25 protein-coding genes are annotated in these 26,915 nt (G+C 41.1%); 16 read left to right on the top strand and 9 right to left on the bottom strand.

The annotated features are described in order from the left end of the window. Positions 1-6 precede the first annotated feature (6 nt). The 4 genes from ACIQZ2_RS00405 to hemA all read right to left on the bottom strand — a co-directional run bounded on the left by ACIQZ2_RS00405 (position 7) and on the right by hemA (position 3,925). Positions 7-867 (bottom strand): prephenate dehydrogenase, encoded by an 861-nt coding sequence (locus ACIQZ2_RS00405; protein ID WP_395766850.1) that lies wholly within the window; start codon positions 865-867, stop codon positions 7-9. Next, entirely contained in the window at positions 857-2,032 is a 1,176-nt protein-coding gene (locus ACIQZ2_RS00410; RefSeq protein ID WP_395766851.1) for a pyridoxal phosphate-dependent aminotransferase, read from the bottom strand. The genes ACIQZ2_RS00405 and ACIQZ2_RS00410 overlap by 11 nt, the downstream gene beginning before the upstream one ends. A gap of 156 nt (positions 2,033-2,188) precedes the next feature. Continuing rightward, entirely contained in the window at positions 2,189-2,650 is a 462-nt protein-coding gene (locus tag ACIQZ2_RS00415) for a regulatory protein RecX (protein ID WP_395766852.1), read from the bottom strand. Positions 2,651-2,653: 3 nt separating this feature from the next. Beyond that, the gene (hemA, locus tag ACIQZ2_RS00420) at positions 2,654-3,925 is read right to left on the bottom strand and encodes a glutamyl-tRNA reductase (RefSeq protein ID WP_395766853.1); all 1,272 of its coding nucleotides are present in this window, start codon (positions 3,923-3,925) and stop codon (positions 2,654-2,656) included. 106 nt (positions 3,926-4,031) lie between these two features. Here hemA and ACIQZ2_RS00425 point away from each other — a divergent pair, with 106 nt between their 5' ends. Genes ACIQZ2_RS00425 through ACIQZ2_RS00455 form a run of 7 tightly spaced genes read left to right on the top strand, consistent with a single transcriptional unit; the run spans position 4,032 to position 11,148 of the window. Further along, complete coding sequence (locus ACIQZ2_RS00425) at positions 4,032-4,856, top strand: SDR family oxidoreductase (protein WP_395766854.1); 825 nt, start codon at positions 4,032-4,034, stop codon at positions 4,854-4,856. Continuing rightward, on the top strand, positions 4,856-5,803 hold the full coding sequence (locus ACIQZ2_RS00430) for a YheT family hydrolase (RefSeq protein ID WP_395766855.1): 948 nt from the start codon (positions 4,856-4,858) through the stop codon (positions 5,801-5,803). The genes ACIQZ2_RS00425 and ACIQZ2_RS00430 overlap by 1 nt, the downstream gene beginning before the upstream one ends. Before the next feature lie 12 nt (positions 5,804-5,815). Next, complete coding sequence (gene serA / locus ACIQZ2_RS00435) at positions 5,816-7,726, top strand: phosphoglycerate dehydrogenase (RefSeq protein WP_395766856.1); 1,911 nt, start codon at positions 5,816-5,818, stop codon at positions 7,724-7,726. A 2-nt stretch (positions 7,727-7,728) separates the two neighbouring features. Beyond that, a complete protein-coding gene (locus ACIQZ2_RS00440; RefSeq protein WP_395766857.1) occupies positions 7,729-8,805 on the top strand; it encodes an aminotransferase class V-fold PLP-dependent enzyme in 1,077 nt (358 codons plus the stop codon). A gap of 13 nt (positions 8,806-8,818) precedes the next feature. Continuing rightward, positions 8,819-9,811 carry a Gfo/Idh/MocA family protein gene (locus ACIQZ2_RS00445; protein WP_395766858.1) on the top strand — a complete coding sequence of 331 codons (993 nt, stop codon included), beginning with the start codon at positions 8,819-8,821 and terminating at the stop codon, positions 9,809-9,811. Next, positions 9,804-10,445 (top strand): GDSL-type esterase/lipase family protein, encoded by a 642-nt coding sequence (locus ACIQZ2_RS00450; protein WP_395766859.1) that lies wholly within the window; start codon positions 9,804-9,806, stop codon positions 10,443-10,445. Before ACIQZ2_RS00445 ends, ACIQZ2_RS00450 begins: the two co-directional genes overlap by 8 nt. Next, the gene (locus ACIQZ2_RS00455) at positions 10,435-11,148 is read left to right on the top strand and encodes an NUDIX hydrolase (RefSeq protein WP_395766860.1); all 714 of its coding nucleotides are present in this window, start codon (positions 10,435-10,437) and stop codon (positions 11,146-11,148) included. The genes ACIQZ2_RS00450 and ACIQZ2_RS00455 overlap by 11 nt, the downstream gene beginning before the upstream one ends. Before the next feature lie 124 nt (positions 11,149-11,272). Here the strand turns inward: ACIQZ2_RS00455 and ACIQZ2_RS00460 are convergent, their stop codons facing one another. Next, the gene (locus tag ACIQZ2_RS00460) at positions 11,273-11,989 is read right to left on the bottom strand and encodes a YebC/PmpR family DNA-binding transcriptional regulator (RefSeq protein WP_395766861.1); all 717 of its coding nucleotides are present in this window, start codon (positions 11,987-11,989) and stop codon (positions 11,273-11,275) included. Between the two features lie 112 nt (positions 11,990-12,101). On the opposite strand from ACIQZ2_RS00460, the gene ACIQZ2_RS00465 reads away from it, so the two are divergent. From ACIQZ2_RS00465 to accD, 7 genes are all read left to right on the top strand, one after another. Continuing rightward, the gene (locus ACIQZ2_RS00465; RefSeq protein WP_395766862.1) at positions 12,102-14,336 is read left to right on the top strand and encodes a DUF5916 domain-containing protein; all 2,235 of its coding nucleotides are present in this window, start codon (positions 12,102-12,104) and stop codon (positions 14,334-14,336) included. Between the two features lie 21 nt (positions 14,337-14,357). After that, positions 14,358-14,867: a DUF2911 domain-containing protein gene (locus ACIQZ2_RS00470; protein ID WP_395766863.1), complete on the top strand. Its 510-nt coding sequence runs from the start codon at positions 14,358-14,360 to the stop codon at positions 14,865-14,867. 122 nt (positions 14,868-14,989) lie between these two features. Beyond that, positions 14,990-15,358 carry a response regulator gene (locus tag ACIQZ2_RS00475; protein WP_395766864.1) on the top strand — a complete coding sequence of 123 codons (369 nt, stop codon included), beginning with the start codon at positions 14,990-14,992 and terminating at the stop codon, positions 15,356-15,358. A gap of 13 nt (positions 15,359-15,371) precedes the next feature. After that, complete coding sequence (locus ACIQZ2_RS00480) at positions 15,372-16,133, top strand: MBL fold metallo-hydrolase (RefSeq protein ID WP_395766964.1); 762 nt, start codon at positions 15,372-15,374, stop codon at positions 16,131-16,133. Positions 16,134-16,136: 3 nt separating this feature from the next. Beyond that, positions 16,137-16,787 carry an HAD family hydrolase gene (locus ACIQZ2_RS00485; protein ID WP_395766865.1) on the top strand — a complete coding sequence of 217 codons (651 nt, stop codon included), beginning with the start codon at positions 16,137-16,139 and terminating at the stop codon, positions 16,785-16,787. A gap of 16 nt (positions 16,788-16,803) precedes the next feature. Then, positions 16,804-19,413: a T9SS type A sorting domain-containing protein gene (locus tag ACIQZ2_RS00490; RefSeq protein WP_395766866.1), complete on the top strand. Its 2,610-nt coding sequence runs from the start codon at positions 16,804-16,806 to the stop codon at positions 19,411-19,413. A 50-nt stretch (positions 19,414-19,463) separates the two neighbouring features. Beyond that, complete coding sequence (gene accD / locus ACIQZ2_RS00495) at positions 19,464-20,309, top strand: acetyl-CoA carboxylase, carboxyltransferase subunit beta (protein ID WP_395766867.1); 846 nt, start codon at positions 19,464-19,466, stop codon at positions 20,307-20,309. A 117-nt stretch (positions 20,310-20,426) separates the two neighbouring features. Here the strand turns inward: accD and ACIQZ2_RS00500 are convergent, their stop codons facing one another. After that, positions 20,427-21,248 (bottom strand): zinc ribbon domain-containing protein, encoded by an 822-nt coding sequence (locus ACIQZ2_RS00500; RefSeq protein ID WP_395766868.1) that lies wholly within the window; start codon positions 21,246-21,248, stop codon positions 20,427-20,429. Between the two features lie 39 nt (positions 21,249-21,287). Next, complete coding sequence (locus ACIQZ2_RS00505) at positions 21,288-22,382, bottom strand: Nif3-like dinuclear metal center hexameric protein (RefSeq protein WP_395766869.1); 1,095 nt, start codon at positions 22,380-22,382, stop codon at positions 21,288-21,290. Positions 22,383-22,457: 75 nt separating this feature from the next. On the opposite strand from ACIQZ2_RS00505, the gene ACIQZ2_RS00510 reads away from it, so the two are divergent. Continuing rightward, positions 22,458-22,898 carry an NUDIX domain-containing protein gene (locus tag ACIQZ2_RS00510; protein ID WP_395766870.1) on the top strand — a complete coding sequence of 147 codons (441 nt, stop codon included), beginning with the start codon at positions 22,458-22,460 and terminating at the stop codon, positions 22,896-22,898. On the opposite strand, the gene ACIQZ2_RS00515 is transcribed toward ACIQZ2_RS00510, so the two are convergent. Next, positions 22,873-24,261: a sodium:solute symporter family protein gene (locus tag ACIQZ2_RS00515; protein ID WP_395766871.1), complete on the bottom strand. Its 1,389-nt coding sequence runs from the start codon at positions 24,259-24,261 to the stop codon at positions 22,873-22,875. The two genes, ACIQZ2_RS00510 and ACIQZ2_RS00515, sit on opposite strands and share 26 nt — an antisense overlap. Positions 24,262-24,307: 46 nt before the next feature. On the opposite strand from ACIQZ2_RS00515, the gene ACIQZ2_RS00520 reads away from it, so the two are divergent. Next, entirely contained in the window at positions 24,308-25,561 is a 1,254-nt protein-coding gene (locus ACIQZ2_RS00520) for a D-alanyl-D-alanine carboxypeptidase (RefSeq protein ID WP_395766872.1), read from the top strand. On the opposite strand, the gene ACIQZ2_RS00525 is transcribed toward ACIQZ2_RS00520, so the two are convergent. Continuing rightward, complete coding sequence (locus ACIQZ2_RS00525; RefSeq protein ID WP_395766873.1) at positions 25,544-26,860, bottom strand: APC family permease; 1,317 nt, start codon at positions 26,858-26,860, stop codon at positions 25,544-25,546. The two genes, ACIQZ2_RS00520 and ACIQZ2_RS00525, sit on opposite strands and share 18 nt — an antisense overlap. Between the last annotated feature and the right edge of the window lie 55 nt (positions 26,861-26,915).

Consider the following 26,915-nt stretch of genomic DNA (forward strand, 5'->3'; position numbering starts at 1 on the left):
TTTTTATCAGTGCTTCGTTAAGATCCGGCCGATATCATTCGCCTTTCCTAATTCCTCTTTCAGTTTTTCGTAACTTCCTGACAACATCAATCCTTTGTACTTCAGGAGCGTATTAATGTACTCATCCAGCACATCCATTAGGTTGTCTTGGTTTTGATGGAAAATCTGACTCCATGTTTCGGGAGAAGATTTAGCCAAACGGACCGTTGATTCAAAACCTGTAGAGGCCAACTCAAAAATGCGCTCTTCATTTTTCTCTTTCTCTAATACTGTATTCGCCAAGGCAAACGAACAAATATGTGATATATGTGAAATGTAGGCCGTATGCACGTCATGGTCAATCGACTCCATGTATATCAAGTTCATGCCCAATCCAGCGAGGTACAAACTTTCGATGGTCTCAATAGCTTCGGGTGAACTTAATTCCTTATCACAAATCACACCTCGTTTGCCCATAAATAATCCCTCCACCGCAGCTTCTGGTCCGGAAAATTCGGTTCCAGCCATCGGGTGGGTCGAAACAAATTGCGCACGTTTTGGGTGATTTTTAAGCACCTCGTACACAGGTGTTTTCGTGGAACCTACTTCAATCACGATTTGGCCAGGCTTTAATTGATCCAAAACATTTGGAATGATTTGTACCAAAATATCTACCGGAGTTGCGCAAACTAAGATATCTACACGTTCAATGGCTTCAGATAAGGGTAAAACCTCATCTACTAAGCGCAAAGATAGTGCTTTAACGGCATGGGCTGGATTGGCTTCAATTCCAATAAGTTCTGAAGCCCATCCCGATGCGCGCAAACCTTTCGCAATGGATCCACCTATTAGACCGATGCCAATAATACCTACTTTCTTAGATTCCATTGCTGTGATTTTTGATGCGATCTATCGCTGTTTGAAAAACCTCTTCTTTGGCACATAACGAAATGCGCACATACCCGTTGCCCTGTGTACCAAAAATCCCACCAGGGGTGATAAAGACCGCATTTTCATCCAATACCTGGTCAGAGAGTGCATAGCCAGATTCAATGGATGCAGGCACGCGAGCCCAAACAAACATGCCTGTTTGTGCGGAATCATATACGCAATTCAATAAATCTAGTAATTCAAATACCTTCTTTTGTCGTGACTTATAGATTTCATTTTGACGCGCAAACCAGTGCGCATCTGCAGATAAAGCTTTTACCGCCGCTTCTTGCAAGGGTAAAAACATGCCAGAGTCCATGTTGGACTTGAATTTCAAAACGGGCCCCAATAATTCCGCTCGGCCGAATGCGGCACCGATGCGCCAACCGGCCATATTATGGGATTTGGAAAGTGAGTTTAATTCAATGGCTACGTCTTTCATGCCCGGAACAGCTAACATGCTGATGGGATTATCATTCAAGATAAAACTGTATGGATTATCATTGACTAATAATATGGAATGACGAATAGCAAAATCTCGTAGTTTCGTAAAGAACGCCAAATCCGCTTTGGCACCCGTGGGCATGTGCGGATAATTCACCCACATGATTTTCACTTTTGATAAATCTTGTTGGTCCAGCGCATCCAAGTCCGGTAACCATCCATTCGCTTCTGTTAATTCATACGCTTGAACCGTCGCCCCCGCTAACGAACACGCCGCTTGGTAAGTAGGGTAGCCGGGATTCGGAATCAAGGTCACATCTCCAGCCTCCAAATAGGCCATGGCGATGTGCATAATACCTTCTTTGGAACCGATTAATGGTAATATTTCAGAAGCCGGGTCCATCGAAACCCCATAGTGCTTCATGTAAAAAGCAGCAAATGCTTCACGTAAAGCCGGAATTCCTTGATACCCCTGATAAGCATGATTGGCGGGATTAGCTGCAGACCTAGTCAAGGCCTCAATCGTTTTCGAGGAAGGAGCGAGGTCTGGACTACCAATGCCCAAATTAATAACCGGAATGCCAGCAGCGCGTAATGCAGCGATTTGTTTAAGTTTCGTGGAGAAATAGTATTCCTCTACGGACTTTAAACGCGAAGCGGGTGAAATAGAAAAGCTCATAAAATAAAAATGCCGACTCACAGGCCGGCGAAAATAAGTTAACATCAAAAACCTATCAAACCGGTTACGCGCAGACGTAATATCCTGCGTAGTAATAACCTGCGTAATATGCTGTTGATTTGTAATTCATGTCCCAAAGGTAGGAAAAAATTGATTTTATGCAAATCCCTTCGGAAAAAGACCTTTCAAGACCTGGGCAACAAGTCCTGGTTCGAACCCTTTGGATAAACCTGTCCGGTAACACTTTTGATATTTTTCTGCTAATGTTCCCTTTTTCAAAGAATCAGCTTTTTTAATCAATAGGATTTTAAGGGCCTCGGTATAGTCTTCTTCAGCAATTTCATCCCAATGCGCCTGGATCTCGGAATCTGAAATACCTTTTTTGCGTAATTCAAATTGAATTTTTCCTCGTCCCCATTTTTTCTGGTTAAATTTGGAGCGAATGAAAAGTCCTACAAATCTACTTTCGTTGAGGTAGTTATTTTCTTTTAACCAGTGGATATAAATCGCATGGTCAGCAGCCGAATCTAATTCTTGAATTTTTTGTTTGATTTCTGAGATGCAGCGTTCCTGATAGGCGCAATAGCGGGCCAATTTATTCAGTAATGCGCTGTCCATGGATTAAGACTCGTGCTCTTCGAATTGCTCGAGATTAAAAAGGTCGTTCAGTACATCTACCATCGCTTCAGAATCTCCGCGTTTGCAGGCAGCTTTCAGATGAATGATGGGTTGCTTAATGATTTTCTGTACCAACGAAGCCGTGATTTTTTCTAGTTTCTCCACTTCTTCTGCACTTAGACCTTTCAGGTGACGATTAATTTCTTCCTTGCGGATTTGCTCCAAGGCCCCTTTTAATTTATGGATGGTAGGCGAAACCTCCATCTCTTTGGACCAATCATTGAAGCTTTCGATACTTTCTGTGATAATCTTTTTTACTTCTGGAATCGAGGCCATCCGTAGTGCTAATGCCTCATCAGCACGTTCTTTCAAGGAATCGATGTTGTACAACAAAATACCTGAGACTTTTTCGACAGCTTCTTCAATGCTCCGAGGAACGGATAAGTCAATAAAATATTTAAATGAAAGCAATTGCATTCCTTTTAATTTTTCTTGTGTGATGATGGGTGAATCGGTGCGAACAGACGAAATGATGATGTCAGCCGCTTCGACTTCTTTGCATAAATCCTCGAAAGGAGCTACGCGGAAATTTTTACCTTGTGCGACACGTTCTGCTTTTTCGATTGTCCGGTTCATAACCGTTACCTCTGCAAAATCTTTATCTTCTAAATTTTTACAAACATCAATGCCAATTTCACCTAAGCCTAATATAAGTACTTTTGGAGCAACTAAAGCCTGGGATAATTCTTCTGCCAAAGCAACAGTTGCATACGATACCGAGGCTGCCCCATCGCGAAACGAAGTTTCTTGTGCGACACGCTTATTGGAATAAAAAATGGTATGCATTAAGCGATGTAAATAGGGCCCCGCCATATTGTGGTCTGCCGCCAATTGATACGCTTTTTTTATCTGATTGGGAATCTGAAGATCACCTACCACTTTTGATTGTAAACCGGTAGCTACCTCAAACAAATGTTGTAAGGACTCGTTGGTATCGTTCATTTGGATGAAATACTTCATGTATTCAGTCGTATTTGATAATCCTTTTTCGATTAACAGGGCCTTGATTAATTGTTCTGAAATATCCTCCTGGGTAGTGAAATAGAGTTCAGTCCTGTTGCATGTGGATACAATCAACAATTCTTGCAGACCAAAAAGGTCTTTGCATTTAAGCGTAAAAGCGGTGCTTTCGTCCTCGTTGAGCGCTACCATCTCACGTATGGTGAGCGGTGCACTGCGATGAGAAATACTTACTGACTTAAACGGAGTGATCATTAATGCTAGTGGACTAAAATAGTTTACAAAAGTACAACGCAAAAATTAAATTTTGACAAGTCTTTGCAATAAAATCGTAATTTAGATAAAGTTTAATTAGAACGACATGGACTTCAAAAACAAAACAGTTTTCATTACCGGTGCTTCCCGTGGAATAGGCCTAGCTATTGCTAAAAAACTTGCTTCAAAAGGCGCTAATGTAGTTATCGCTGCAAAAACGGCTGAGCCACATCCCAAATTACAAGGTACCATTTTCTCCGCAGCATCCGAAATCGAAGCTTTGGGTGGCAAAGTTCTGCCCTGTGTTGTCGACATTCGTGACGAAAATCAGGTTTTAGAAGCCGTTGCTAAGGCGGTTGAGACCTTTGGCGGTATCGATATTTTGATAAATAATGCCTCTGCAATTCAGTTGACCGGAACACTCGAAACCGAGATGAAACGCTTCGATTTGATGCATGGTGTGAATGCCCGCGGAACCTATTTGGTTTCTCGCGCATGCTTACCTCATTTATTGAAATCCGCGAATCCACATGTTTTAACTTTGTCTCCACCGTTAAACTTTGAGGCTCGTTGGTTTAAGCATCATGTAGCTTATTCCATGGCCAAATTTGGAATGTCCTTAGTTACCTTAGGGATGTCAGCTGAATTTGAAGGTAAAGTGGCATTTAATTCTTTATGGCCACGTACCATAATTGCCACTGCGGCGATTGAATTTGCTGTGGGAAATGCAGAAATGATGCGTTTAGCTCGAACCGCGGATATCATGGCTGATGCTTGTTATGAGATTTTGACGCGAGATGCTAAAATTTGTACAGGAAATTATTTTATTGATGATGCCGTACTTGCAGAAGCTGGGACTACGGATTTCTCCAAATATCAAGTAGACCCATCGGCTAATCCCAAATCCTTAATTCCAGATTTCTTTATCTAATGCAGGAGTATCGCGCACCTATTTGGTTACCAGAAGGGCATAGTCAAAGTATCTATCCAGCTTTATTTCGAAAGATTCCAATATCCCATACGCGGAGTGAGCGTTTGGAATTGCCGGACGGTGATTTTCTGGATGTTGACTTGCATTTGCGTGCCGAGGCATTACATGAAAAACCTTTGTTAATTGTTTCACATGGTTTGGAAGGGAGTAGCAGGCGACCTTATGTTACCGGACTCATTCGGTCATTGCCAGAATACAATGCCTTGGCTTGGAATTATCGGAGTTGTTCGGAAGAACCTAATCGGAATTTGCGTTTTTATCACAGTGGGGCGACGGATGATTTGGACTTTATAATTCAACACGCAATTGCGCGCGGGGTGAAGGATATTTTTCTGGCCGGCTTCAGTTTAGGCGGCAACTTGACCTTAAAATGGTTGGGAGAAAATGGTAAAAAAGCGTCGCAATTCGTTCGAAAAGCTGTGGCATTTTCCGTACCTTTACACCTTTCCAGCAGTAGCCAGCAATTGACTCGCCGGGAAAACAGGCTCTACACGCATCGCTTCTTACAAACACTATTAGAAAAAGTTACCGAAAAGTCGGCCCGATATCCGCAGGATATTTCGCCGTCTATGTTAACCTCTATTCGCAGTTTGTATGATTTTGATAATGTGATAACGGGGCCATTGCATGGATTTAAAGATGCGGAGGATTATTATGAGCGTAATAGTTCGCTGTATTTTTTAGCGGGAATTCGGGTGCCAACCTTAATTGTAAACGCGAAAAACGATCCATTTTTATCGCAGGAATGCTTGCCTGATCGAATTGATTCGGACTTTGTTCAAATCGAATTACCTGAATCAGGGGGGCATTGTGGGTTTTACCCGAGGAATTATCGGGGACAAACTTGGGCTGAGCAAAGAGCTACTGCATGGTTTAACGGAAATTGAAAATTGAAAAATATGTCTAACAAAGAGCTAGCGCAATTAACCATCGTCATTGATTTTGACAGCACATTTACCAAAGTTGAAGGTTTAGATGAATTAGCACGCATCGCGCTTGAAGGGAATCCGAAGCAGGCTGAGATTGTAGGTAAAATTCGTGAAATCACAGACAAAGGAATGACAGGTGAATATTCTTTTGCTGATTCTCTTCGTGAGCGTGTGGCATTGTTACCAGCGAATCAAACACATGTCAATCAATTGATTGCCTTTTTGAAAGGCAAAATTTCGGATTCATTCAAGAGAAACAAGGCATTTATTCGGGAGCATGCTGACCGTATTTTAATTGTTTCAAGTGGTTTTAAGGACTTTATTGTTCCTGTTGTAGCGGATATGGGGATCGCAGCAGAAAATGTGCATGCAAATACTTTTACCTACGACAGCGACGGGAATATTACCGGATATGATCACACTAATCTCTTATCTCAAGATAAAGGTAAAGTTCGCTTATTGCAAGCTTTGGCATTGGAGGGCGAGGTATATGTGATCGGTGATGGGTATACCGATTATGAACTACGCGAAGCAGGATTAGCGAATAAGTTCTTTGCCTTTACTGAAAATGTGTCGCGCAAGGCGGTGACTGATAAAGCGGATTTTGTGGTGCCATCCTTGGATGAATTTCTTTACCTCAATGGCTTAAGTCGTGCACAATCGTATCCCAAATCACGCATTAAAGTTTTGTTGCTAGAGAACGTACATCCGGCAGCTGTTCAATTGTTTACCAAAGAAGGTTTTCAAGTTGAGCTATTAAAAGGGGCATTGGATGAGGATGAGTTGATTGAAAAAATCAAGGATGTATCCATTATCGGATTACGTTCAAAAACCAATTTGACCAAAAGAGTATTAGAACATCCGAATGCTGCACGTTTAATGTGTGTGGGCGCTTTCTGCATCGGTACGAATCAAATTGATTTGTCTGAATGTGAGAAGAGGGGCATTGCGGTATTTAATGCGCCCTATTCCAACACGCGAAGTGTGGTCGAATTATCGATAGGGTTGATGGTGATGTTGACGCGAAATATTTTCGAAAAGTCGACCAAAATGCATGCCGGTATTTGGGATAAATCAGCTACGAATTCATTCGAGATTCGGGGAAAGAAAATTGGCTTAGTGGGATATGGCAATATCGGTACGCAGATTTCGGTGATTGCGGAGGCGCTCGGAATGGAAGTTTATTTCTACGATATCGTAGATAAACTCGCACTAGGTAATGCGAAGAAATGCAATACATTGAAAGAGTTATTATCGACCGTTGATTTTGTGAGTTTACATGTTGATGGTCGTAAATCGAATACGAATGTGATCGGGAAGCAAGAGTTTTCTTGGATGAAGGAGAACGCGATTTTCTTGAATCTTTCACGTGGTCACGTGGTGGAGATAGGTGCTTTGGTAGAGGCCATCAAATCAGGAAAAGTTTGGGGTGCGGCGATTGATGTATTTCCGTATGAGCCTAAAACGAATGATGAAGAGTTTATCAATGAATTACGGGGCTTGCCGAATGTGATTTTAACGCCACATATTGGCGGAAGTACGGAAGAGGCACAAGCAAATATAGGTGAGTTCGTTCCTTCAAAGTTGTTGCAATTTATGAACAATGGTAGCACGTATGGATCTGTAAATTTCCCAGAATTGCAGTTGCCGCCTTTGGAAAATGCACACCGCTTATTGCATATTCACCACAATGTACCAGGTATTTTGGCTCAGATAAATAATGTATTTGCCAAATACCACGTGAACATCATTGGGCAGTATTTGAAAACGACAGAGCAGACGGGTTATGTGATTACCGATGTGGCGAAAGAGTATGCAGAGGATATCGTGAATGAATTGAAATTGATCGACAATACGATCAAATTTAGAATGTTATATTAAATATGAGCACTTTTTTTACTCCAGGTCCAGCAGCTTTATATCCTACGGTGGAAGCACATTATGCGGAGGCATTTCGCCAAAACATAGGTTCTATTTCCCATCGTTCGGCGGTATTTCGTAAGATCTACCAACATACCGATGAACAATTGCGTATCCTTTTTGGCTTACCGAAAGAGACTGCAGTCTTGTTTACCGGATCAGCTACGGAAATCTGGGAGCGTGCAATAATGAATACCGTTGAGCACGAAAGTTTTCACTTAGTGAATGGCTCATTCTCCAAGAAGTTTTACGATTTCTCCAAAGAGTTGCACAAATTCGCACATGCGATGCACAAACCTTTTGGTGAGGGTTTCGATGCTTCGGAAGTGGAAGTTCCAGAATATGCGGAATTAATTTGCTGTACGGCGAATGAAACGAGTTCTGGCGTTCAAATGAAAGCAGCCGAGATTCATAAAATCAAAAAAGCGAACAAGAATAAGTTGATGATGGTGGATATGGTTTCGTCGGCGCCATATACCAATTTGGATTTTGATTTAGTTGATTCGGCCATGTTCTCTGTTCAAAAGGCATTTGGTATGCCAGCGGGATTAGGTGTTTGGTTGGCGAATGAAAAAATGCTTGAGAAGTCGGAGCGCATGAAATTGCATGAAGGCATTGTAGGGACTTATCATTCTCTACCGAGTCTTTGGGAAAATTACAAGAAATTTGAAACTCCTGAAACGCCAAACGTGATGGGGATATATGTATTGGGAAAAGTGGCGGAGGATTTCAACAAGATAGGGGTGGAAGTTATGCGGAAAGAGACCGATCGCAAGGCGAAGGCTTTGTATGATTTTGCCTCTAAATCGGCTGATTTTGATATTTTTGTTGAAAATCCCAATCACCGTTCTGCTACCGTTGTCGTTTTGAATTGTAAAGGAATGGCGGGGGATGTCATCAAAAAAGTTCAGGCGAAATCGGATATGATTTTGGGCTCGGGTTATGGGAAGATGAAGGAGACTCAAATACGTATTGCGAATTTTCCAGCAGTAAATTTCGAACATGTGGAGGCTTTAATAGCCACGCTAGGTTCTTTGTAATATAAACCAAACTATGAAAACAGATCAACCCATTCGTTGGGGCATATTAGCCTGTGGCGGTATAGCCCGTAAATTTGCCGATGATCTCTCGCATGCCAAAAACGGCTATTTAGCGGCAGTTTCTTCCCGAGATATTAAACGAGCACAAGAATTTGCGTCCCATTACGATGCGTCCGTGAAGGCTTATGGTTCGTATGAGGAAATGCTTTCAAGTGGGGAAATTGACGTTGTCTACATTGCGTCTCCGCACGGACTTCATTATGAACATACCATGTTATGTTTAGAAGCGGGGATCCCCGTATTATGTGAAAAGGCCTTTGCCATCAATAGTAAGCAAGTAAATGCGATGATTGCCAAAGCGCGTGAAAAGCAATTATTTTTAATGGAGGCTTTATGGACACGTTTTCATCCATCCATTGCCAAATTACAGGAGATAATTGCTTCAGGAGCGATAGGCGAAATCAAACATGTGGTTGCTGATTTTGGCTTTAAGGCAGTTTATGATGAAGAGGCTCGTTGGTTTAATCCCCACCTAACAGGTGGTTCCTTGTTGGACATCGGAATTTACCCTTTGTTTATCTCGAAACTTTTATTGGGCCAACCGCTTGAAATGAAAGCGACGGGCGTCATGGCTCCCTCGGGAGTGGACATGAATTGTTCGATTGCGACTAAATATGCATCGGGAGCTACGGCGAGTTTGTTTTCGACGTTTGCTGCACAAACGGATACAACATGTACGGTTTATGGTACCTTGGGAAAGATTTATATGCATCCACGTTTTCATGAAACGAAGGGGATGACCTTGACGATTTACGATGGGCCGGAGACAGTGATAGCGACAGAGCGTTTGGGTTGGGGATATAGTTATGAGGCAGATGCCGTGCAAGAAGACTTGCATGCGGGTCGCACGGAGAATGCCTGGATGTCCCATCAATTCAGTCAGGAATTAATGGGTTTATTAGATGAAATACGTTCACAAATCGGTTTAACATATCCAAATGAATAAGCTACTAATTGCCCTATTGCTGTTTGTAAGTACCTCCTTACTCGCTCAAAATCCATTTGAAAAAGAGATTATTGCGTATGAGAAGCAAGATTCGTTGGCGATGCCAGCTAAAGGCCAAATTCTCTTCATTGGTTCCTCAAGCTTTCGTTTGTGGAGGACTTTTTCTGTTGATATGCGGGGCTTGCCTTCCTCAATAAATCGGGGATTTGGAGGTTCTACGCTTGCGGATGCGTTATTCTATTTTGATCGGATGGTGGTAAAATACCAGCCGAAATGGGTCATTATGTATGAGGGGGATAACGATTTGGCAAAGGGAAAAAATCCTCAGGTGATTGCAGCGGAATACGATGAATTTAAAGCGCGTTTGGCAAAGCAGGTGCCGGGTGCAAAGTTGGTATTTGTGGCTGCTCGGCCTAGTTTAGCGCGAACAGCTTTGCTTGAAAAACAGCGGGAATTGAATGGATTAATTAAGGCTAAAGGCGAATATTTCATTGATATGCATTCGCCATTTTTCTTGCCAGATGGATCCTTGATGCAGGATATTTTTGTGGCTGACCGATTGCATTTAAACGAAAAAGGATATGTAATTTTTGCGAATCAAATTCGCGCATTTATTCAAAAGTATGTTAAGTAAAATCAACCCATCGGAGCTTTGGTTGCCTGGAATTTCCGTTGATTGTGTGATTTTCGGATTTCATGAAAATCAGTTAAAGGTATTGCTGTTGAAATTTATTAAGAGCCCCGTTTGGGCTTTGCCGGGTGGATTTGTTGGCCTTGAAGAAGATGTCGACCAAGCTGCTGCGCGCGTATTGTATGAGCGTACGGGATTAACAGATATTTTTTTGGAGCAGTTTTATACTTTTGGTGATTTAGCTCGAAATTATCGGGCGACGGAGGAACACCGAGATGTTAATACTGCTATGGGGCGCTCAGAGGATGAGGTTTCTTGGTTGTCCAAGCGGTATATTACGATTGGTTATTATGCCCTCGTGGATTACTCTAAGGTTGTTGTCAATCCGGGTGATATTTCGGATAAAGCAGAATGGGTTGATGTTGCATCATTACCTAAATTATTTTTAGATCATAATCGAATCGTGATAAAAGCATTGGATTCATTACGTAAATCGTTGGATGAAAAGTTGATCGCTTTTGAATTACTTGCCGAAACATTTACCATGTCAGAATTACAAGTAGTATACGAAACGATTTTAGGTAAGCGTTTAGTTAGGACCAATTTTCAGCGCAAGATTTTAAGTTTAGATATTTTAGATCGAATTGAAAAAAAATATTCAGGAGGTGCGCATAAAGCCCCTTATTTATATCGTTTAAAACCATAGACTCGGATGTATGGTCTTAAGCTTTGGCAATCCTTTAAGGTTTGCCAAAGCTAACGGGGATAGGTGCGTTTCCCTATTCGGAATGAGCATAGAACAAAAAAGGCCAGTAAACTGGCCTTTTGCTTTATCCCATATTGTGGTAAACATTCTGAACATCGTCATCTTCTTCCAGTCGTTCAATCAGTTTTTCGACATCAGCTATCTGTGCATCTGTCAACTCCTTGGTTTCGTCTGGGATACGCTCAAAGTCGGCACCCATCAACTCATATCCTTGGCTCTCTAAATATTTTTGAATGCCACCGAATGCTGTGAATTCGCCGTATATATTAATTTGATTTGTTTCCTCATCTAAGAAAACTTCATCTACACCTAAATCAATTAAGTCAAGTTCTAATTCTTCTAAATCTATTTCGGGTTTTGATGCGATTTTAAAAACGGATTTACGGGTAAAGATGAAATCCAACATGCCGGTGGTGCCCAAAGATCCACCGCATTTAGTAAATGATGAACGGATATTAGCCACCGTTCGGTTGATGTTATCGGTCGTGGTTTCAACTAAAATCGCAATGCCATGTTGCGCATATCCTTCGTATACAATTTCTTTGTAATCCTCTTGGTCTTTGGAAGTAGCTCGTTTGATGGCTCTTTCAACATTCTCCTTCGGCATGTTAACTGCCTTCGCATTTTGGATAATGGCCCGTAAACGGGAATTGGAGGTCGGATCCCCACCTCCCGCTTTTACAGCAATGACAATATCCTTACCTATTTTGGTGAAGGTTTTCGCCATTTGGCCCCACCTCTTGAATTTACGTGCTTTTCGGAATTCAAATGCTCTTCCCATGCGTTTGGTTTTTAGAATTTATTGATGCAAAAATAATCAAGCCCTATAATACCCACAAGCCCCTCATGAAAATAACTTATCTTTGATTTTCTGTTAGACCTATTTGAAACGTATGAATCGACTGCTACTTCTTGCATGCTGTATATTTGGCTTTATTCATCTGGCTAATGCACAAAAAATCAACGAGCGTTTCCAAGTAAATATTAAAAAAACCACGGGTGCTATTAAGGTCGACGGCATATTGGATGAAAACGCTTGGATGGAATCTGCTGCTGTGAGTGATTTCATGATGTGTAATCCCTATGATTCATTGTGTGCTCAAGTGCGGACAGACGTTAAGATTGCCTACGATGACAAATACATTTACATTTCAGCGGAATGTTTTTTGAAAGAACCTGGCGCTTACGTGGTGGAATCTATGAAGCGTGATTTTGGTTTTGGGGTAAATGATAATTTCCTGGTCTTTATCGATACCTTCGAAGATAAAACCACGGGATTTGCTTTTGGAGCCAATGCCGCAGGTGCCCAGTGGGATGGCCAAATGTCAGAGGGTTTCCGCGTAAATTTAAATTGGGATAACAAGTGGGAATCCGCCACTACCTACAAGACAGATTCCTGGATTTTCGAAGCGGCTATTCCCTTTAAGTCTATTCGATATAAGGATAATATTAAGCGCTGGGGCATCAACTTCTCCCGCTATGATTTGAAGGCCAAAGAAAAATCAGCTTGGGCGCCCGTACCACGTCAATTCCCCACCGCTTCACTCGCTTATGCTGGAGTACTTGTTTGGGATACACCGCCTCCGGCACCCAAAAAGAATATTTCAGTTATCCCATATACCTTGTCCGGTGTCTCAGCGAATTACCGCTCGGATAAACCCACGGCCTTCCGGCAGCAATTTGGAGGAGATATCAAGGTGGCGATTAATTCTGGGTTGAATTTAGACATGACCATTAATCCAGATTTTTCGCAGGTGGATGTGGATCGCCAACAAACCAACTTGGATCGCTTTGAATTATTTTATCCCGAAAGACGGCAGTTTTTTATTGAGAATTCGGACTTATTTGATGGTTTTGGAACGGAAAATATTCGGCCGTTTTTTTCAAGAAGAATTGGTTTGACGATAAATCCACTGAATGGAAATTATGAGCAGACCCCTATAACCTACGGCGCGCGGTTAAGTGGAAAGCTAAATCAAGATTGGCGTATCGGGGCATTAAATGTGCAGTCGGAACGGATTGATGCAAAAGGTATACCTACGCAAAATTACTCCATGGTCGCTTTGCAACGTAAGCTATTTGCTCGTTCAAACTTTGGTATGTACATGGTTAATAAACAGTCATTTAGTACCCCTGAAATGCAAAAAAAGTATGGTTTTCAATCCTACAACCGAGATGTTGGCTTTGAGTATAACTTGGCATCAGCCAATAATTTTTGGACAGGTTCACTATTTTATGCCAAATCATTTAGTCCTTTAGACAAACCAAGGGATTTTTCGCAGGCAGCATCATTGATATATGGCGATAACAATTGGGTTTTTTCCATCAAAGAACAATGGGTTGGCGAGAATTACAATCCCGAAACAGGGTATGTTCCCCGCGTAAATTATTTCCAGGTACAGACAGATGGAGCTAAAATCTTTTATCCGAAGAATAAGTCCATCAACTTATTCTATTCCTCATTGAAACTCATGACGATGAACTTGTGGAATAATCAGGGGGAGTATACGGACAACACGAGTTATGTCTCTTATGAGGGAACGATGAAGGATCGATCTACTTTTGGATTTTATTTATCGTACGATTTTGTCAAGTTGCAAGATGATTTCGATGCGACGCGTATGCGAAAAGCAAAGGTATTGAAAGGTACTGAGCATGATTGGTATGCGTTGAACATGCGCTACGGTTCGTCACCTATCAAGTTATTCACGTATGCTATCACGTCCCGTTTTGGTGGATATTTTGGGGACGGTTGGCGTACCGGAATCACCGCAGATATTGGCTATCGTTTCCAACCATTCGGTGCGATATCGATGGCAGTGGATTACAATGATATTCAGAATGTATACATTCCTGCAACGGATAAAGCACCTGCAAGTAAAATATCATCACAATTTTGGATTATTCGCCCGAAAGTTGACATAACATTTACCAATAAATTGTTTTTTGCGACCTTCTTTCAGTTGAACCAACAAAACAATTTCATGAATTTGTATATGCGCTTGCAATGGCGTTATAAACCAGCATCTGATTTGTTTCTGGTATATTCAGATAATTACAGTCCAAATAATTTTCAAATTCGTGATCGAACCGTAGTGTTGAAATTGAATTATTGGCTTAATTTGTAAAAATTTAAACGTTAAAGAAATATGAAAAAGTACTTAGTAATCTTGTTAAGTGTGATGAGTTTTGGTGCATTTGCGCAAAAGGCGCCTGCATCACCTCCAGCTGTTGTTATCCAGAAAGTTGGGACAACGGAAGTAATGATTAAGTATGCGCAACCTTCAGTGAAGGGGCGTTTAGTATTCGGAAATAAGGATGTCAAACCATTAGTTCCATATGGTGAAGTTTGGCGTACCGGGGCTAATGACGCAACTACCATCGAATTTTCAGCGGATGTAATGATTCAAGGTAAGCCTTTGGCAAAAGGTGTGTATTCACTTTTTACAATTCCTGGTCCTACAGAATGGACGGTAATTTTCAACAGTGATGTTAAGCAATGGGGAGCATTTAAATACTCAGCAGAAAAAGATGTTTTGCGCGTAACTGGGAAAGTAAGCGAGAACGCCATGACAGAAAAATTCACCATTAGTGTTACACCTATTGGACAAATTAAATTGGATTGGGACAAAGCTTCTGTTTCCATTTATGTTAAATAGGGAAATTTTATCCAAATTTAAAGCGACTCAAAAAGGGTCGCTTTTTTTATTGGTAAAGTTCATATGTTTACCTATTTTTACTTGTATGTGAGGTTTAATCTCTATAAATCAAATCGAAATTTATGAAAAAAGTATTAATCGCTGAGGACAGTTCTGTTATTCAAAATTTAGCGCGCAAGATTTTAGAATTTCAAAATTTTGAAATTCATGCGGTAAAAAATGGCCAACAAGTATTGGATGAATTAGCGAAGGCTGATTTTGATATTATTTTATTGGACATCAATATGCCTGTGATGGATGGTATGGATTGTGCAAAAGCGGTACGTGCATTGTCCGATACGAAAAAAGCATCTATCCCAATGATTGCCATTACAGGAAATGCTAGGAACTATACCATGGAAGATTTCAAAGCTGTGGGTTTTGATGATTTCTTAGCAAAGCCATTGAATTTTGATGCTTTGGTTTCTCAAGTGAAAGCCTTAACAGAATAAATGCATGTCCCCAATCCAGGTACGCTTTTTAGGGACTGGAACTTCACAGGGGATTCCCATGATCGCTTGTACCTGCGAGGTATGTTCATCTGAAGACGCGCGTGATCAGCGATTACGCGTATCGATACATGTGCAAGTGAATGGAAAAAGTTTCATCATTGATACAGGACCGGATTTTCGCCAACAAATTTTGCGTGCTGGGATTACGCGCGTAGATGCTGTGTTGTATACGCATGAGCACAAGGATCACACGGCAGGCCTTGATGATATTCGGGGCTTTAATTTTGTTCAGCAAGGGGCTATTCCATTGTATGCGCGAGCTCAGGTGATTGATCAATTGAAGCGGGAGTTTGCTTATGCTTTTGATGAAAATAAATATCCCGGTGTCCCCGAAATTGATGTATACGAAATTGATGGCAAGCCTTTTGTTGTCGAGGGTGTGGAGGTCATTCCCATTTTTGTCAAACATTATTTTTTGGATGTTTTAGGTTTTCGATTTGGTGATTTCACCTACATAACGGATGCCAATTTTATTGCCGATGAGGAGTTAGAGAAAATTAAAGGGACCAAAGTTCTCGTGATTAACGCATTGCGAAAGTCAACGCATATTTCGCATTTTAATCTGGATGAGGCACTTGCGGTCATTGAAAAGATAAAACCTGAGCAGGCCTACCTCACACACATTAGTCATATGATGGGACTACATGCTGCTGTCCAACAGGAATTACCCCCTCAAGTATTTTTGGCCTATGATGGCCTCAGCTTAAGTATATAATTCATGAAAGCGGTACTTTTTGATATGGATGGTGTTGTAGTAGATAACTTACCTTATCACGTGGACGCTTGGTTATTGTTTTGTGAACGACACCATATTCCACTAACCCGGGAGATTTTTTACAAAGAACTTAATGGTATGAACTCGAAAGATACTTTCGAGTGGTTTTATAAAAAAGAGATGTCACGCGATGAAGTTGAAATTCTCGAAGAAGAAAAGGAAATTTTATACCGTTCATTTTACAAAGCACACCTAAAGCCTGCAGTAGGATTGATGGACTTTTTGAAAACATTGCGAAAGCATGGGATAAAAACGGCATTAGCCACATCCGCAGGTCCAGGAAATATTGACTTTATCGTTGACGGTTTAGGAATCCGTGATCAATTTGATGCGATTATTGGTGGAGCGGAGGTTAGTAAAGGAAAGCCAGATCCCGAAATCTATTTAAAGGCCGCGGAATTAGTAGGTGTTTTGCCATCGGATTGTTGGGTCATTGAGGATTCATTACAAGGTATCGCTTCAGGCATAAATGCCGGAATGCGGGTAGTAGGAATTACAACTTCTCATACTGCCACAGAACTTGCACATACGGATTGGATTGCCAACGATTTTATTGATTTATTTGAAAATATTCAAGGAGTGAAGCCCTTATAACATTTATATTCGTGCTATGAAAAATTGTTTCTATTATATACTGTTAGTCTTACTAGGTTGCACGGGGAATCTATTTGGCCAAAAACTCAAGATGGAATTTCAACCTGGGCAAATCATTGAGGAATATACACCTGAGAAATCAGGTATTCATCGTGAACTTCCAGAAGGATATTCAAAACGGATGTTGGAAGAGATTCAAAATCGAAATTCCCGAACGCTTCAATCACAACAAGCAGTTCAAGCGGGTACTCGGGTCATTGTAACTTATGAGGATGTGCCGCCAGTTGATGTTAAAACGATTTTTGAGCGTGCAGCAAATCTATGGGCTAGTACGTTGAATTCAGATGTTACGATTAATATTTATGTTCGGTGGCGTTCGTTGGCAACGGGGGTTTTGGGTAGTGCTGGAGCATCGACCAACGTTCGAAATTTTGTAGGTTGCGATCGATTAAATACGTGGTATCCAGTAGCATTAGCTGAAAAGATGGCACATAAAAATTTGAATGGTAATAGTCCAGATATCGTTGCAACTTTCAATTCGGATTTTTTGGATTGGTACAAGGGGACGGAGGGGGTTCCTCAAGTAAATCAAATTGACCTTTACTCGGTTGTTTTGCATGAATTTGGACATGGATTGGGTTTTGTTGGACAAATGGGTTTGTCATCAAGCGATAATACCATTGCGGGCTATGGATTTCCAGGGATATTTGATCAGTATATTTTTAATGGGAGTGATGTGGCATTAACTGATACTTCAAAAATAGATAATCAATCAACAGCCTTGAAGGCAGAATTAACTTCTGGGGCTTTATTTTTGAATAGTCCCAGCATCGTACGCTTAAATGGGAAGAAGGGTAAATTGTATTCACCGAGTAATTTTTCTGAAGGTTCCAGTACCTATCACGTCGATCAGGCCACGTATAAGGTTGGTGACCCTAACGCTCTTATGACCCCTCAGATAGCTCGAGGCGAGTTAACGCGTGACATTGGCCCTATTGTATTAGGAGCTTTCAATGATTTTGGGTGGTATTCATCTAATATTATTGCTGACAATTATGATGATACGGAAGATGTCAGTAAAGATTTTGTTTTTTCAGCAAAAGTGTACTCTGATACCTTGATAAATGAATCTTCGGTCAAGTTGATGATGTCTATTGATAAAAGTATTTTGAACGCAACGTCGATGCCCTTGGTGAAGTCGGGTAATACCTATACCTATACGTTGCCTAAATCTTCAGCAACACGCAAAATCAGTTATTATTGGACAGCAAACGATGCTGGAGGTAAGAAGTTTACCACACCGGCACAGGCTCCTGTAATTGCTGGAACAAGATTTGGTTCATTTTTTGATTTCACCATTGGTGCTGATACCGTCAAGCCAGTAGTGATTTACCAAAATCCGATAAAATACATCTTTTTAAATCAGCCAACCATTACTTTGCCTACGCTATTGACATCTGATAATCTCGGTATTTCAGCTGTATACATGGAATATTCAATTAATGGTGCGGCATTTATTCGTAAAGATTTTACCAAAGTTGCGGGGGAATCATTTAGTTATACGAATACATTTAATTTTACTACAGGTCAATTAAAAGTTGGAGATGTTATCCGATATCGAGTTGTTGTAGTGGATGCAGCTAAAATTTCCAATGTTGTTTACAGTCCTTCCAGTGGTTATTATGACTTTAAAGTTTTAGCATTAGCTGACCCGGTAACGACCTATTTGCAGAATTTCGATTCCAATGCATCTGCAGATTTTTTACTTAAAGGCTTTAGTTTGATTCAAACAACTGGATTTTCTACTACAGCTTTGCATTCTGAACATCCCTATGCCGACGGCATTGAGGAGTCCTATGATGGGGCTGGAGGTTCAGATAAATTCACAAATAATGATGCGCTCTTATTGAAGCCCATTAAGATAACGGCTGATAATCCTAAAATTACTTTTGATGAAATTGTCTTGGTGGAACCTGGTGAACCGGGCGAACCTTTCTTGGAGTCTGATGGAACCGTTAATCGAAGCTTTTTTGATTACGTAATTGTTCAGGGTTCAAAAGATCAAGGAAAAACGTGGTTTAATTTTGAGAATGGGTGGGACTCCAGCTTAAATTCAGCTTGGTTGGCACGGTGGAAAAGTGCTGGTGATGCTGATGGAAATTCTACGGCTGTAGCATCCAGCTCGCTTGTAAAAAGTCATGAGATCGATATGCTGGCATCTGGAAAATTCAATATCAATGATCAGGTAATAATTCGATTCCGTTTGCATGCCGATGTAGGAGCGCACGGTTGGGGATGGGCCGTAGATAATTTAAAAATTCAGGGACCTAAAGTAGATCCCATTTTGGCTATTGAGCCAAGTTCATTGTCATCGGGCTTGCAAATCTCACCTAATCCAAGTGCTGGTCAGGTGCAAATTACTTATGAGCAACCGACAGCCTTACATGGAGTTCAGGTGCGTGTAATTGATTTGCAAGGAAGACCCGTATTCATGCAATCATATTCGACACAAGGTAATCGATTTAGCCAGCTAATTGACTTGACCTATTTGAGTGCAGGGACGTATTCTTTGCAATTTCAGGTGCAAAACCAACTCCTGACCAAACGATTTGTGTTAGTCAAATAAGGAAGCTAAGGCCTTTTTAATTATCTTTGCAAACATTTTAAATTAGTACTATGTCTTGGTTTACAAGAAAAGATAAAGGGATACAGACTCCCACAGAATTTAAGCGTGAAGCACCAGATGGTCTTTGGTATCAGTGTCCATCCTGTAAGAAGGCATTGCATACGCGGGAACACCGCTTGTTTGCCTTCACCTGTTCAAGTTGTAATTACCACGAAAAAATTGGCTCTCAAGAATATTTTGAGTTATTATTTGATCAATCTCGTTACACCGAGTTAGATCCTATGTTGAGTTCAGGTGATCCCCTGAATTTTACGGATACGAAAAAATATACGGATCGTGTAAAGGCTACGGAATATAAAACGGGCCTAAAAGATGCTGTTCGTGCTGCCTATGGCGATATGAATGGTATGGCAATCACCATTGCTGCTATGGACTTTAGTTTTATTGGCGGTTCTATGGGTTCTGTTGTGGGGGAGAAGATCGCCAGGGCAATAGATCATTCATTGAAGACAGGAACTCCTTTCTTAATGATTTCTCGTTCTGGTGGAGCTCGTATGATGGAGGCAGGTTTCTCCTTGATGCAAATGGCAAAAACATCCGCTCGTTTAGCTTTGTTAGCAGAAGCCAAGATTCCTTATATTTCACTTTTGACGGATCCTACTACCGGTGGGGTAACCGCATCTTTTGCCATGTTAGGAGATTTTAACATCGCGGAGCCTGGTGCATTAATTGGTTTTGCTGGTCCGCGCGTTATCAAAGAGACAATAGGGAAAGATTTACCGAAAGGTTTTCAAAGTGCCGACTTTGTGTTAGATCACGGTTTTCTCGATTTTATCGTTGACCGTAAGGACATGAAAGATAAGTTAAGTGCCCTCTTAGGGATGCTTAAGAAATAAGAATATCTCAAATCAAAAAAGCTCAGTCGAAAGGCTGAGCTTTTTTATGTTGGTGCGAAACCCAAAAAAAAGCCTAACACAAGGCTAGGCTTTTAATACTTATTTCCGAGTGGATACTTATTCAGCAGAAGCTGTAGCTGCTGCCGCCGCCGCTGCAATTGCAGCTTTTCCACGTGGTTTTTTCTCTTTTTCAGGAGCTGGAATCGGATCCTCAACACCTGCAAGAATACGTCCGCAATGTTCGCAAACGATTAATTTTTTCTTGTCCTTGATATCAGTTTGACGTTGCGGAGGTACAGAGCTGAAACATCCACCACAAGCCCCACGCTTTACCATCACAACCGCAAGGCCATTGATGGCATTATCGCGAAGTTTTGAATATGATTTCAATAAACGCTCTTCAACGCTTTTCAACGCTTTATCACGATCTTTTAAGAATTTTTGCTCATCCTCTTCGCTTTCGCCGATGATTACTTCTAATTCTTTTTGTTTGATTTCAAGATCTTTTTTACGCTCATGTAAATTAGATTCTACGCTAGCGACTTCATCATTTTTATTTAATACTTTGAAATCGATTTCCTTGATTCGTTTATCAGCAATTTCCATTTCTAAGCCTTGTAGTTCGATTTCTTTTGAAATTGCATCGAACTCACGGTTGTTACGGACATTCATTTGTTGCTCCTTGTATTTTACAATGAGCTTTTCAGAGTCCTTTTTCGAAATTTTGTAATTCGAGATTTGCTCTTCGAATGAACTGATTTCCGATTGGAATTTTGTTAAACGTGTTTCTAAACCAGCGATTTCATCCTCTAAATCACGAACCTCTTCAGGTAAATCACCTCGTACTTTTTTGATATTGTCTAAGGCTGAATCAATGGTTTGAAGCTTTAATAATGCTTCTAACTTTTGGGCAATTGTAGTTTCGGTAACTGTAGCCATTCTTCTTGTTGCGTTTGAATTATTAATTCGCTCTAATGATTAAGCATAACTCACAGGATTGCTGTTTGTCATACTTTTCAGAACGGCAAAAGTACTAAAATTATTTGATAAATAAGCATGGATAGCATCCTTTATCATTACTTCGGATTCATAATGGCCTATATCGCAAATAGTGCAATGATTTTCAGCGTCAAAGAATTCATGATATTTGAAATCTCCACTAATAAATACATCCGCACCTGCTCGAATGGCATCACTTAGTAAAAAACTACCTGCTCCTCCACACAAGGCAATACGCTTGATTTTATTGCCTAACCAGGCCGTATGTCTAAAGTGTTTCAATTCAAGTTTTTGCTTTATATATTGACTGAAGGTACGCGCATCCATTGCCTCAGGTAATTCAGCGATGTAGCCCGAACCAACTTCATCCCACGTATTATCTAATCCATTAAGGTAATATGCCACCTCTTCGTAAGGATGCGCTGTTTTTAATGCGTCCAAAATACTTATTTCAAGGTGTACCGGATAAATCATTTGAATTTGTTCCTCGTTGACTTGTTCAACTTGATTTGCTGTTCCAATCGTTGGATTTGCTGCTGTATTGGGAGTAAATCGTCCTATCCCTTCTTGGCTAAAACTGCAGCCGGTGTAATTACCTATATTACCCGCTCCAGCTTCATGTAGCGCCTTACGTGTTTTTTCAGCAGCTTCTGTCGGCACAAAATATGTCAATTGCTTTAAAGCTTGCTTAAATGGTCGTAAAACGCGACCATTTTGTAAGCCTAACTGTTGGGCTAATTGGTAACTTACCCCTTTTGGCGCATGGTCCAAATTGGTATGACTTGCGTAGATAGCTACATCATTTTTAATGGCTTTAATCATCGTCCGTTCCACATAATCTTTTCCTGTTAAGGATTTGAGTCCTTTGAAAACGATTGGATGATGGGCAACAATCAGATTGCAGCCCTTTTCAATAGCTTCTTGTACGATTTCTTCTGTGCAATCTAAGCTAATCATTACGCCAGATACCACTTGTTCTCTACTGCCACAGAGAAGTCCGGCATTGTCGTAGGATTCTTGCCAACTCAGTGGAGCCCATGTTTCCATGGAGTTGCAAACGTCTTGAACGGTCATTTAGCAGGTTTTAGTTTTGTAAAGGTAGGACAATTCGAAAAATAATGTTAATTTAATCATGTATTACCCTAATTTATGCGTTGCAGACCAGCCCTTGTAATCATTGAAAATAATCATTTACTCGTGATGAAATATCAGTACGGGGAGCAATTTATCTATAATCTTCCCGGTGGGAATCCTGATCCGGGGGAATTACTTAGCGAAACCATCGCTCGCGAATGTATGGAGGAATTGGGTATCGATGTGGAAGTTGGAACCATGTTACTGATGGGCCAAGTGAGCGGAAATGAACAACGAGATGCCGTATTACATATTCTTTTTGAAGGAGAAATTATTAGTGGTATTCCTGAACTACAAGTAGATGAAACCAGTGCGCAAGAGATTGTTTGGATGCCAATCGAAGAGGTAAACCACATAACCATGTATCCTAATATTGGCATCGAGTTGGTTGACCTATTAATTACCCAACAAAAAGGAAAATACGTTGGGGCTATTCAGCAGCCATGGTTTGCTTAGGAAATCCATAGGTGCCTACCAATAATCCCATTAAGCTCGCGGCTAAACCAAACCAGATGGCTGGGATTTCGGATGGATGAATAAAATTCACATAAGCCCATATAAATAATCCGAATAGCATACTTAAATGGCTACCCATCGGACTTGCTTTTTTCCACCACAATCCTGCATTCAACGGGATAAACAAGGATACTAGGCTAAAAGCTGACGCTTCTCCCACCAATTCAAAAATGTTTTGTCGGCTTACAGCCATCCAAATACAAGCCAGCGTTACCCATACTATCGAAAATCGGATGATGAGAAGTACTTTTTTGTCGGTGGGGTTTTTCAACAAGGGTTTCCATAAGTTTTCCCCCAATACCGATGCGGGGGCAATGATAGCACCACTGGTTGTACTCAACAAGGCTGAAAGTAATGCACCCAAGAATAATACTTGTATACTGTAGGGCATGAATTGCATGACCAATTGCGGTATTAATAAGGTGTCATGCGCCATTAAACTTGGGTAGAGACGAACACCGATTAAACCTATCAACAAAGGAAGTAAGGCTATCGTGATGTACATGGTGCCTGCGGCAATACTCGCTTTAGCTGCAACAGGTCCACTTTTTGCGGACATAACCCGTTGGAAAATATCTTGTTGGGGAATACTTCCTAATCCGATCACGATCCAAGCTCCTAGGTACTTTAGCCATTCCACCCACGTATTTTGGATAGGTGTAAAGCGAAAAAATCCCTTAGGCTGCTGGTCTATGAATTTGCCTAAATCGGGAATTTTTTCCAATAGTAAATAAGCTAGTGCAATCAAGCCAATAATTAAGATGATGTTATGAAGGAAATCAGTAATCGAGATGGACCACATTCCACCCATCAGCGTATAGGCCATTACGATTAAAGCTCCTATGACAATCCCTAACTCCGTGCTAATCGGTAATAGTAAATGTAGCGTAAGACCCAAGGCAACCAACTGCGCAGAAATCCAGCCAAAATAGGATGGGATCATCACCAGCGCAGATATTTTTTCTGAAACTGCGCCAAAGCGAATGCGGAAATAGTCACTAAAGGTAAGAACTGGGAGCGGGTATAATTTCCGAGCATAAATGGCGCCTACAATGAACAATCCTAAAGCCGCTCCAAAGGGTTCTTCAATCACAGCATACAGACCACCATGAACAAATTCGCGGGGGGAACCAAGTAGCGTTTCAGATCCGAACCATGTCGCAAACGTAACCATCGTTGCCAAACCCCAAGAAAGCGTTCGTCCCGCTAAAACAAAATCAGTTGATGTATGGACTTTGGTGCTAGCAAACCAGCCCACGACCAAGTTTAAAACAAAATAAAAAATGACAAAAGCTACCAGCATCCTAAAAAATAAGAACGAAAATACAGATTTTTTTTACCTTTAAGCTATGAACAAACTCGCATTACTTCTTTTGCTTGGCTTAATCGCCACATCTTGCACAAGTCATCGCGTAAAAAAAATAGTTAAGTCGAGTCATTTAGCTGAATATGCTTCTGGTATTTTAATACAAGAAGTTGAATCTAAAAAGGTGGTGTTTCAGTATCACGCCGACCACTATTTTATGCCTGCTTCGAATGCGAAGTTGGTGACATTTTTAGAGGCAAATCGCATTCTGAAAGATTCGATTCCTACCTACCGTTATCTTGAAACCCCAGATACGCTTTATTTTTGGGGCACTGGCGATCCGAGTTTAGGCCATCCGGATATTAAAGGAGATGCGTTATTTAAAAAGCTTGCTTCTTCTACCGATAAAGTATTGGTCTTAGCTGATTCGGATAAATATGTTCGCCCTTTAGGTTCGGGCTGGGCTTGGGATGATTACATGGATTCTTATTCAGCCGAGGTTTCGTTGCTTCCAATGTACAATAATCAGGTCCGCGTAACAATGAAGAATGGGAGTATTTCGGTTTTCCCCGAATACTTTACGTCCCAAGTTAATTACGGCCAATCAATTTTTCATAAAAGAGATCGAAATTCAAATCAATTTGAGGTGCCTTTACTAAGGGATGGAGAGAATTTATTTGTAATTCCTTTTTTGACCTCAACGAAACAAACAGCTGATTTATTGAATTACGAAATCAAGGTGCCCATCTTGACGCAGCCTAGACCATATGACAATCGTTCCAAATTAGTATATGCTGGGAAGGTGGATAGTCTTTTTGTTCCAATGTTGCAGGATAGCGATAACCAGATTGCGGAACAACTTTTGTATCTCATTGCGGCAAAAAGAAATTGGGAAGGTCCTACCCGAAAAATTATTGAGAAGTTAACCAAGGAGGATTCTTTACTGTTGCCCCTCAAGTGGGTTGATGGTTCGGGACTGTCCCGTTATAATTTGATGCGCCCCAAAGATTTGGTAGCTATTCTATTACAATTGAGAAAAGAGGTAGGCGAAGAACGTTTATTCAAGCTCTTGCCGGAATCAGGCAGAACAGGTACGATACGTAGAATGGTGCCTGATGAAAGCAGATCACGTTTTTATGCGAAATCAGGCTCCTTTGACAACACGTATAATTTATCGGGATTCTATCGAAATGCCAAGGGTAAAATGTATGTATTTTCGATTATGGGGAATTTGGCCAAAAAATCTACGGTTGGCATCCAAATGGACGCCCTGTGGATACTAAATGCGCTTAACTAGCCCAAATCGGTATATCAAAAAGCTGATCAGCATAAACGCAATCACAAAAGGGATGCTTGACATATTTTGGACCAAGGTACCCACTAAAAACAAACTGGAAATTACTACCAGGATTATGGGTAAATAGGGGTATGCCCATACCCGATAAGGCCGATTCAAATCCGGTTCTGTTTTTCGTAATCGAAGCAGAGAGGCAAATCCCGCCAGATAACTCGCCACAAAGAAGAACGTGGCTATGTCGGAAAGTCGGTCACTAATCGATTGGCTACTAATTAAAAAAAGACATGCAAGTCCAACAGTCATATGGGTCGCAACGGTTGGGCTTCCTTGCCCATTCACTTTCCCGGCCCCAGCAAAAAACAGTCCATCCCGACTCATCGAAAAAATAACCCGCGGGGCAAACATCACTTGTGTGTTGAGGATACCCAGAATACTCAACATCAAAAACGTAGTGACCCATCGGCCCGTTTCGGCGCCTAAAATCTTTTGCATGGCATCTGCTGCAGCTAATTTACTTTGACTTAATTCAGTCCAAGACAGGGTATATAAAATCCCGATGTTGATGAGTAGATAGATGACGGCAACAACAATGACCCCGATATACATTGATTTTGGCATACTCTTTAGTGGGTCTTTATTTTCTTCTGTGAAATATGCAGCGGTATGCCAACCGTCGAAAGCGTAAAAAATAGAAAGGAGCGCGGTAAGGATGCCCGACCAAAGCGGTAATCCTGTAGGTGTTGCTGGGCTAGACTGCCATGTCCCACCTTCACCTTGTGATAAACAGATATAAATGAAACCGATAAGGGCGAGTGCTTTAATGCCACTAAACCATTCTTGTGATTTACCGGCAGCGATGACACCTAATTGATGAAAAAACCACAGGATGAGTAATAGGCCAATGGCGCAATAAAGTTCATAATTATGCAAATCTGGAAATAGAATAGCCAGGTATTCGCTACAGGTAAATGATCCAAAACCCAAAGCAGTTACCGTCCCAAGCCATGAACTTAAACCAACTAAAAAACCAATATATCGGCCAAATGCACGCTCGGCATATCCGTACCACGCGCCGGCTTTAGGAATGGACAAACTTAATTCCAATACACAACTCACCCCAAGCAAGGCATAAATGGCAACGATTAACCATAGGAAAATAATCAAAGTTGGACTATGTAGCTGTTCCGCTATAGGTCCTGGCTTTCGAAGAATTCCCGTTCCAATCGTGCCCCCCAATGTTACCGCCACGCCAAAGCCTGTTCCTAGTACTTTCCACAGTTGATTACTTGATTTTTTCATAGCTGATAGCAAAAATAGATGATTTTTTGGTTTTCCCTGATTAGTTTTAACAATC

Origin of the sequence: Aquirufa sp. (assembly GCF_044342065.1) — a bacterium.
Lineage (GTDB): Bacteria > Bacteroidota > Bacteroidia > Cytophagales > Spirosomataceae > Aquirufa.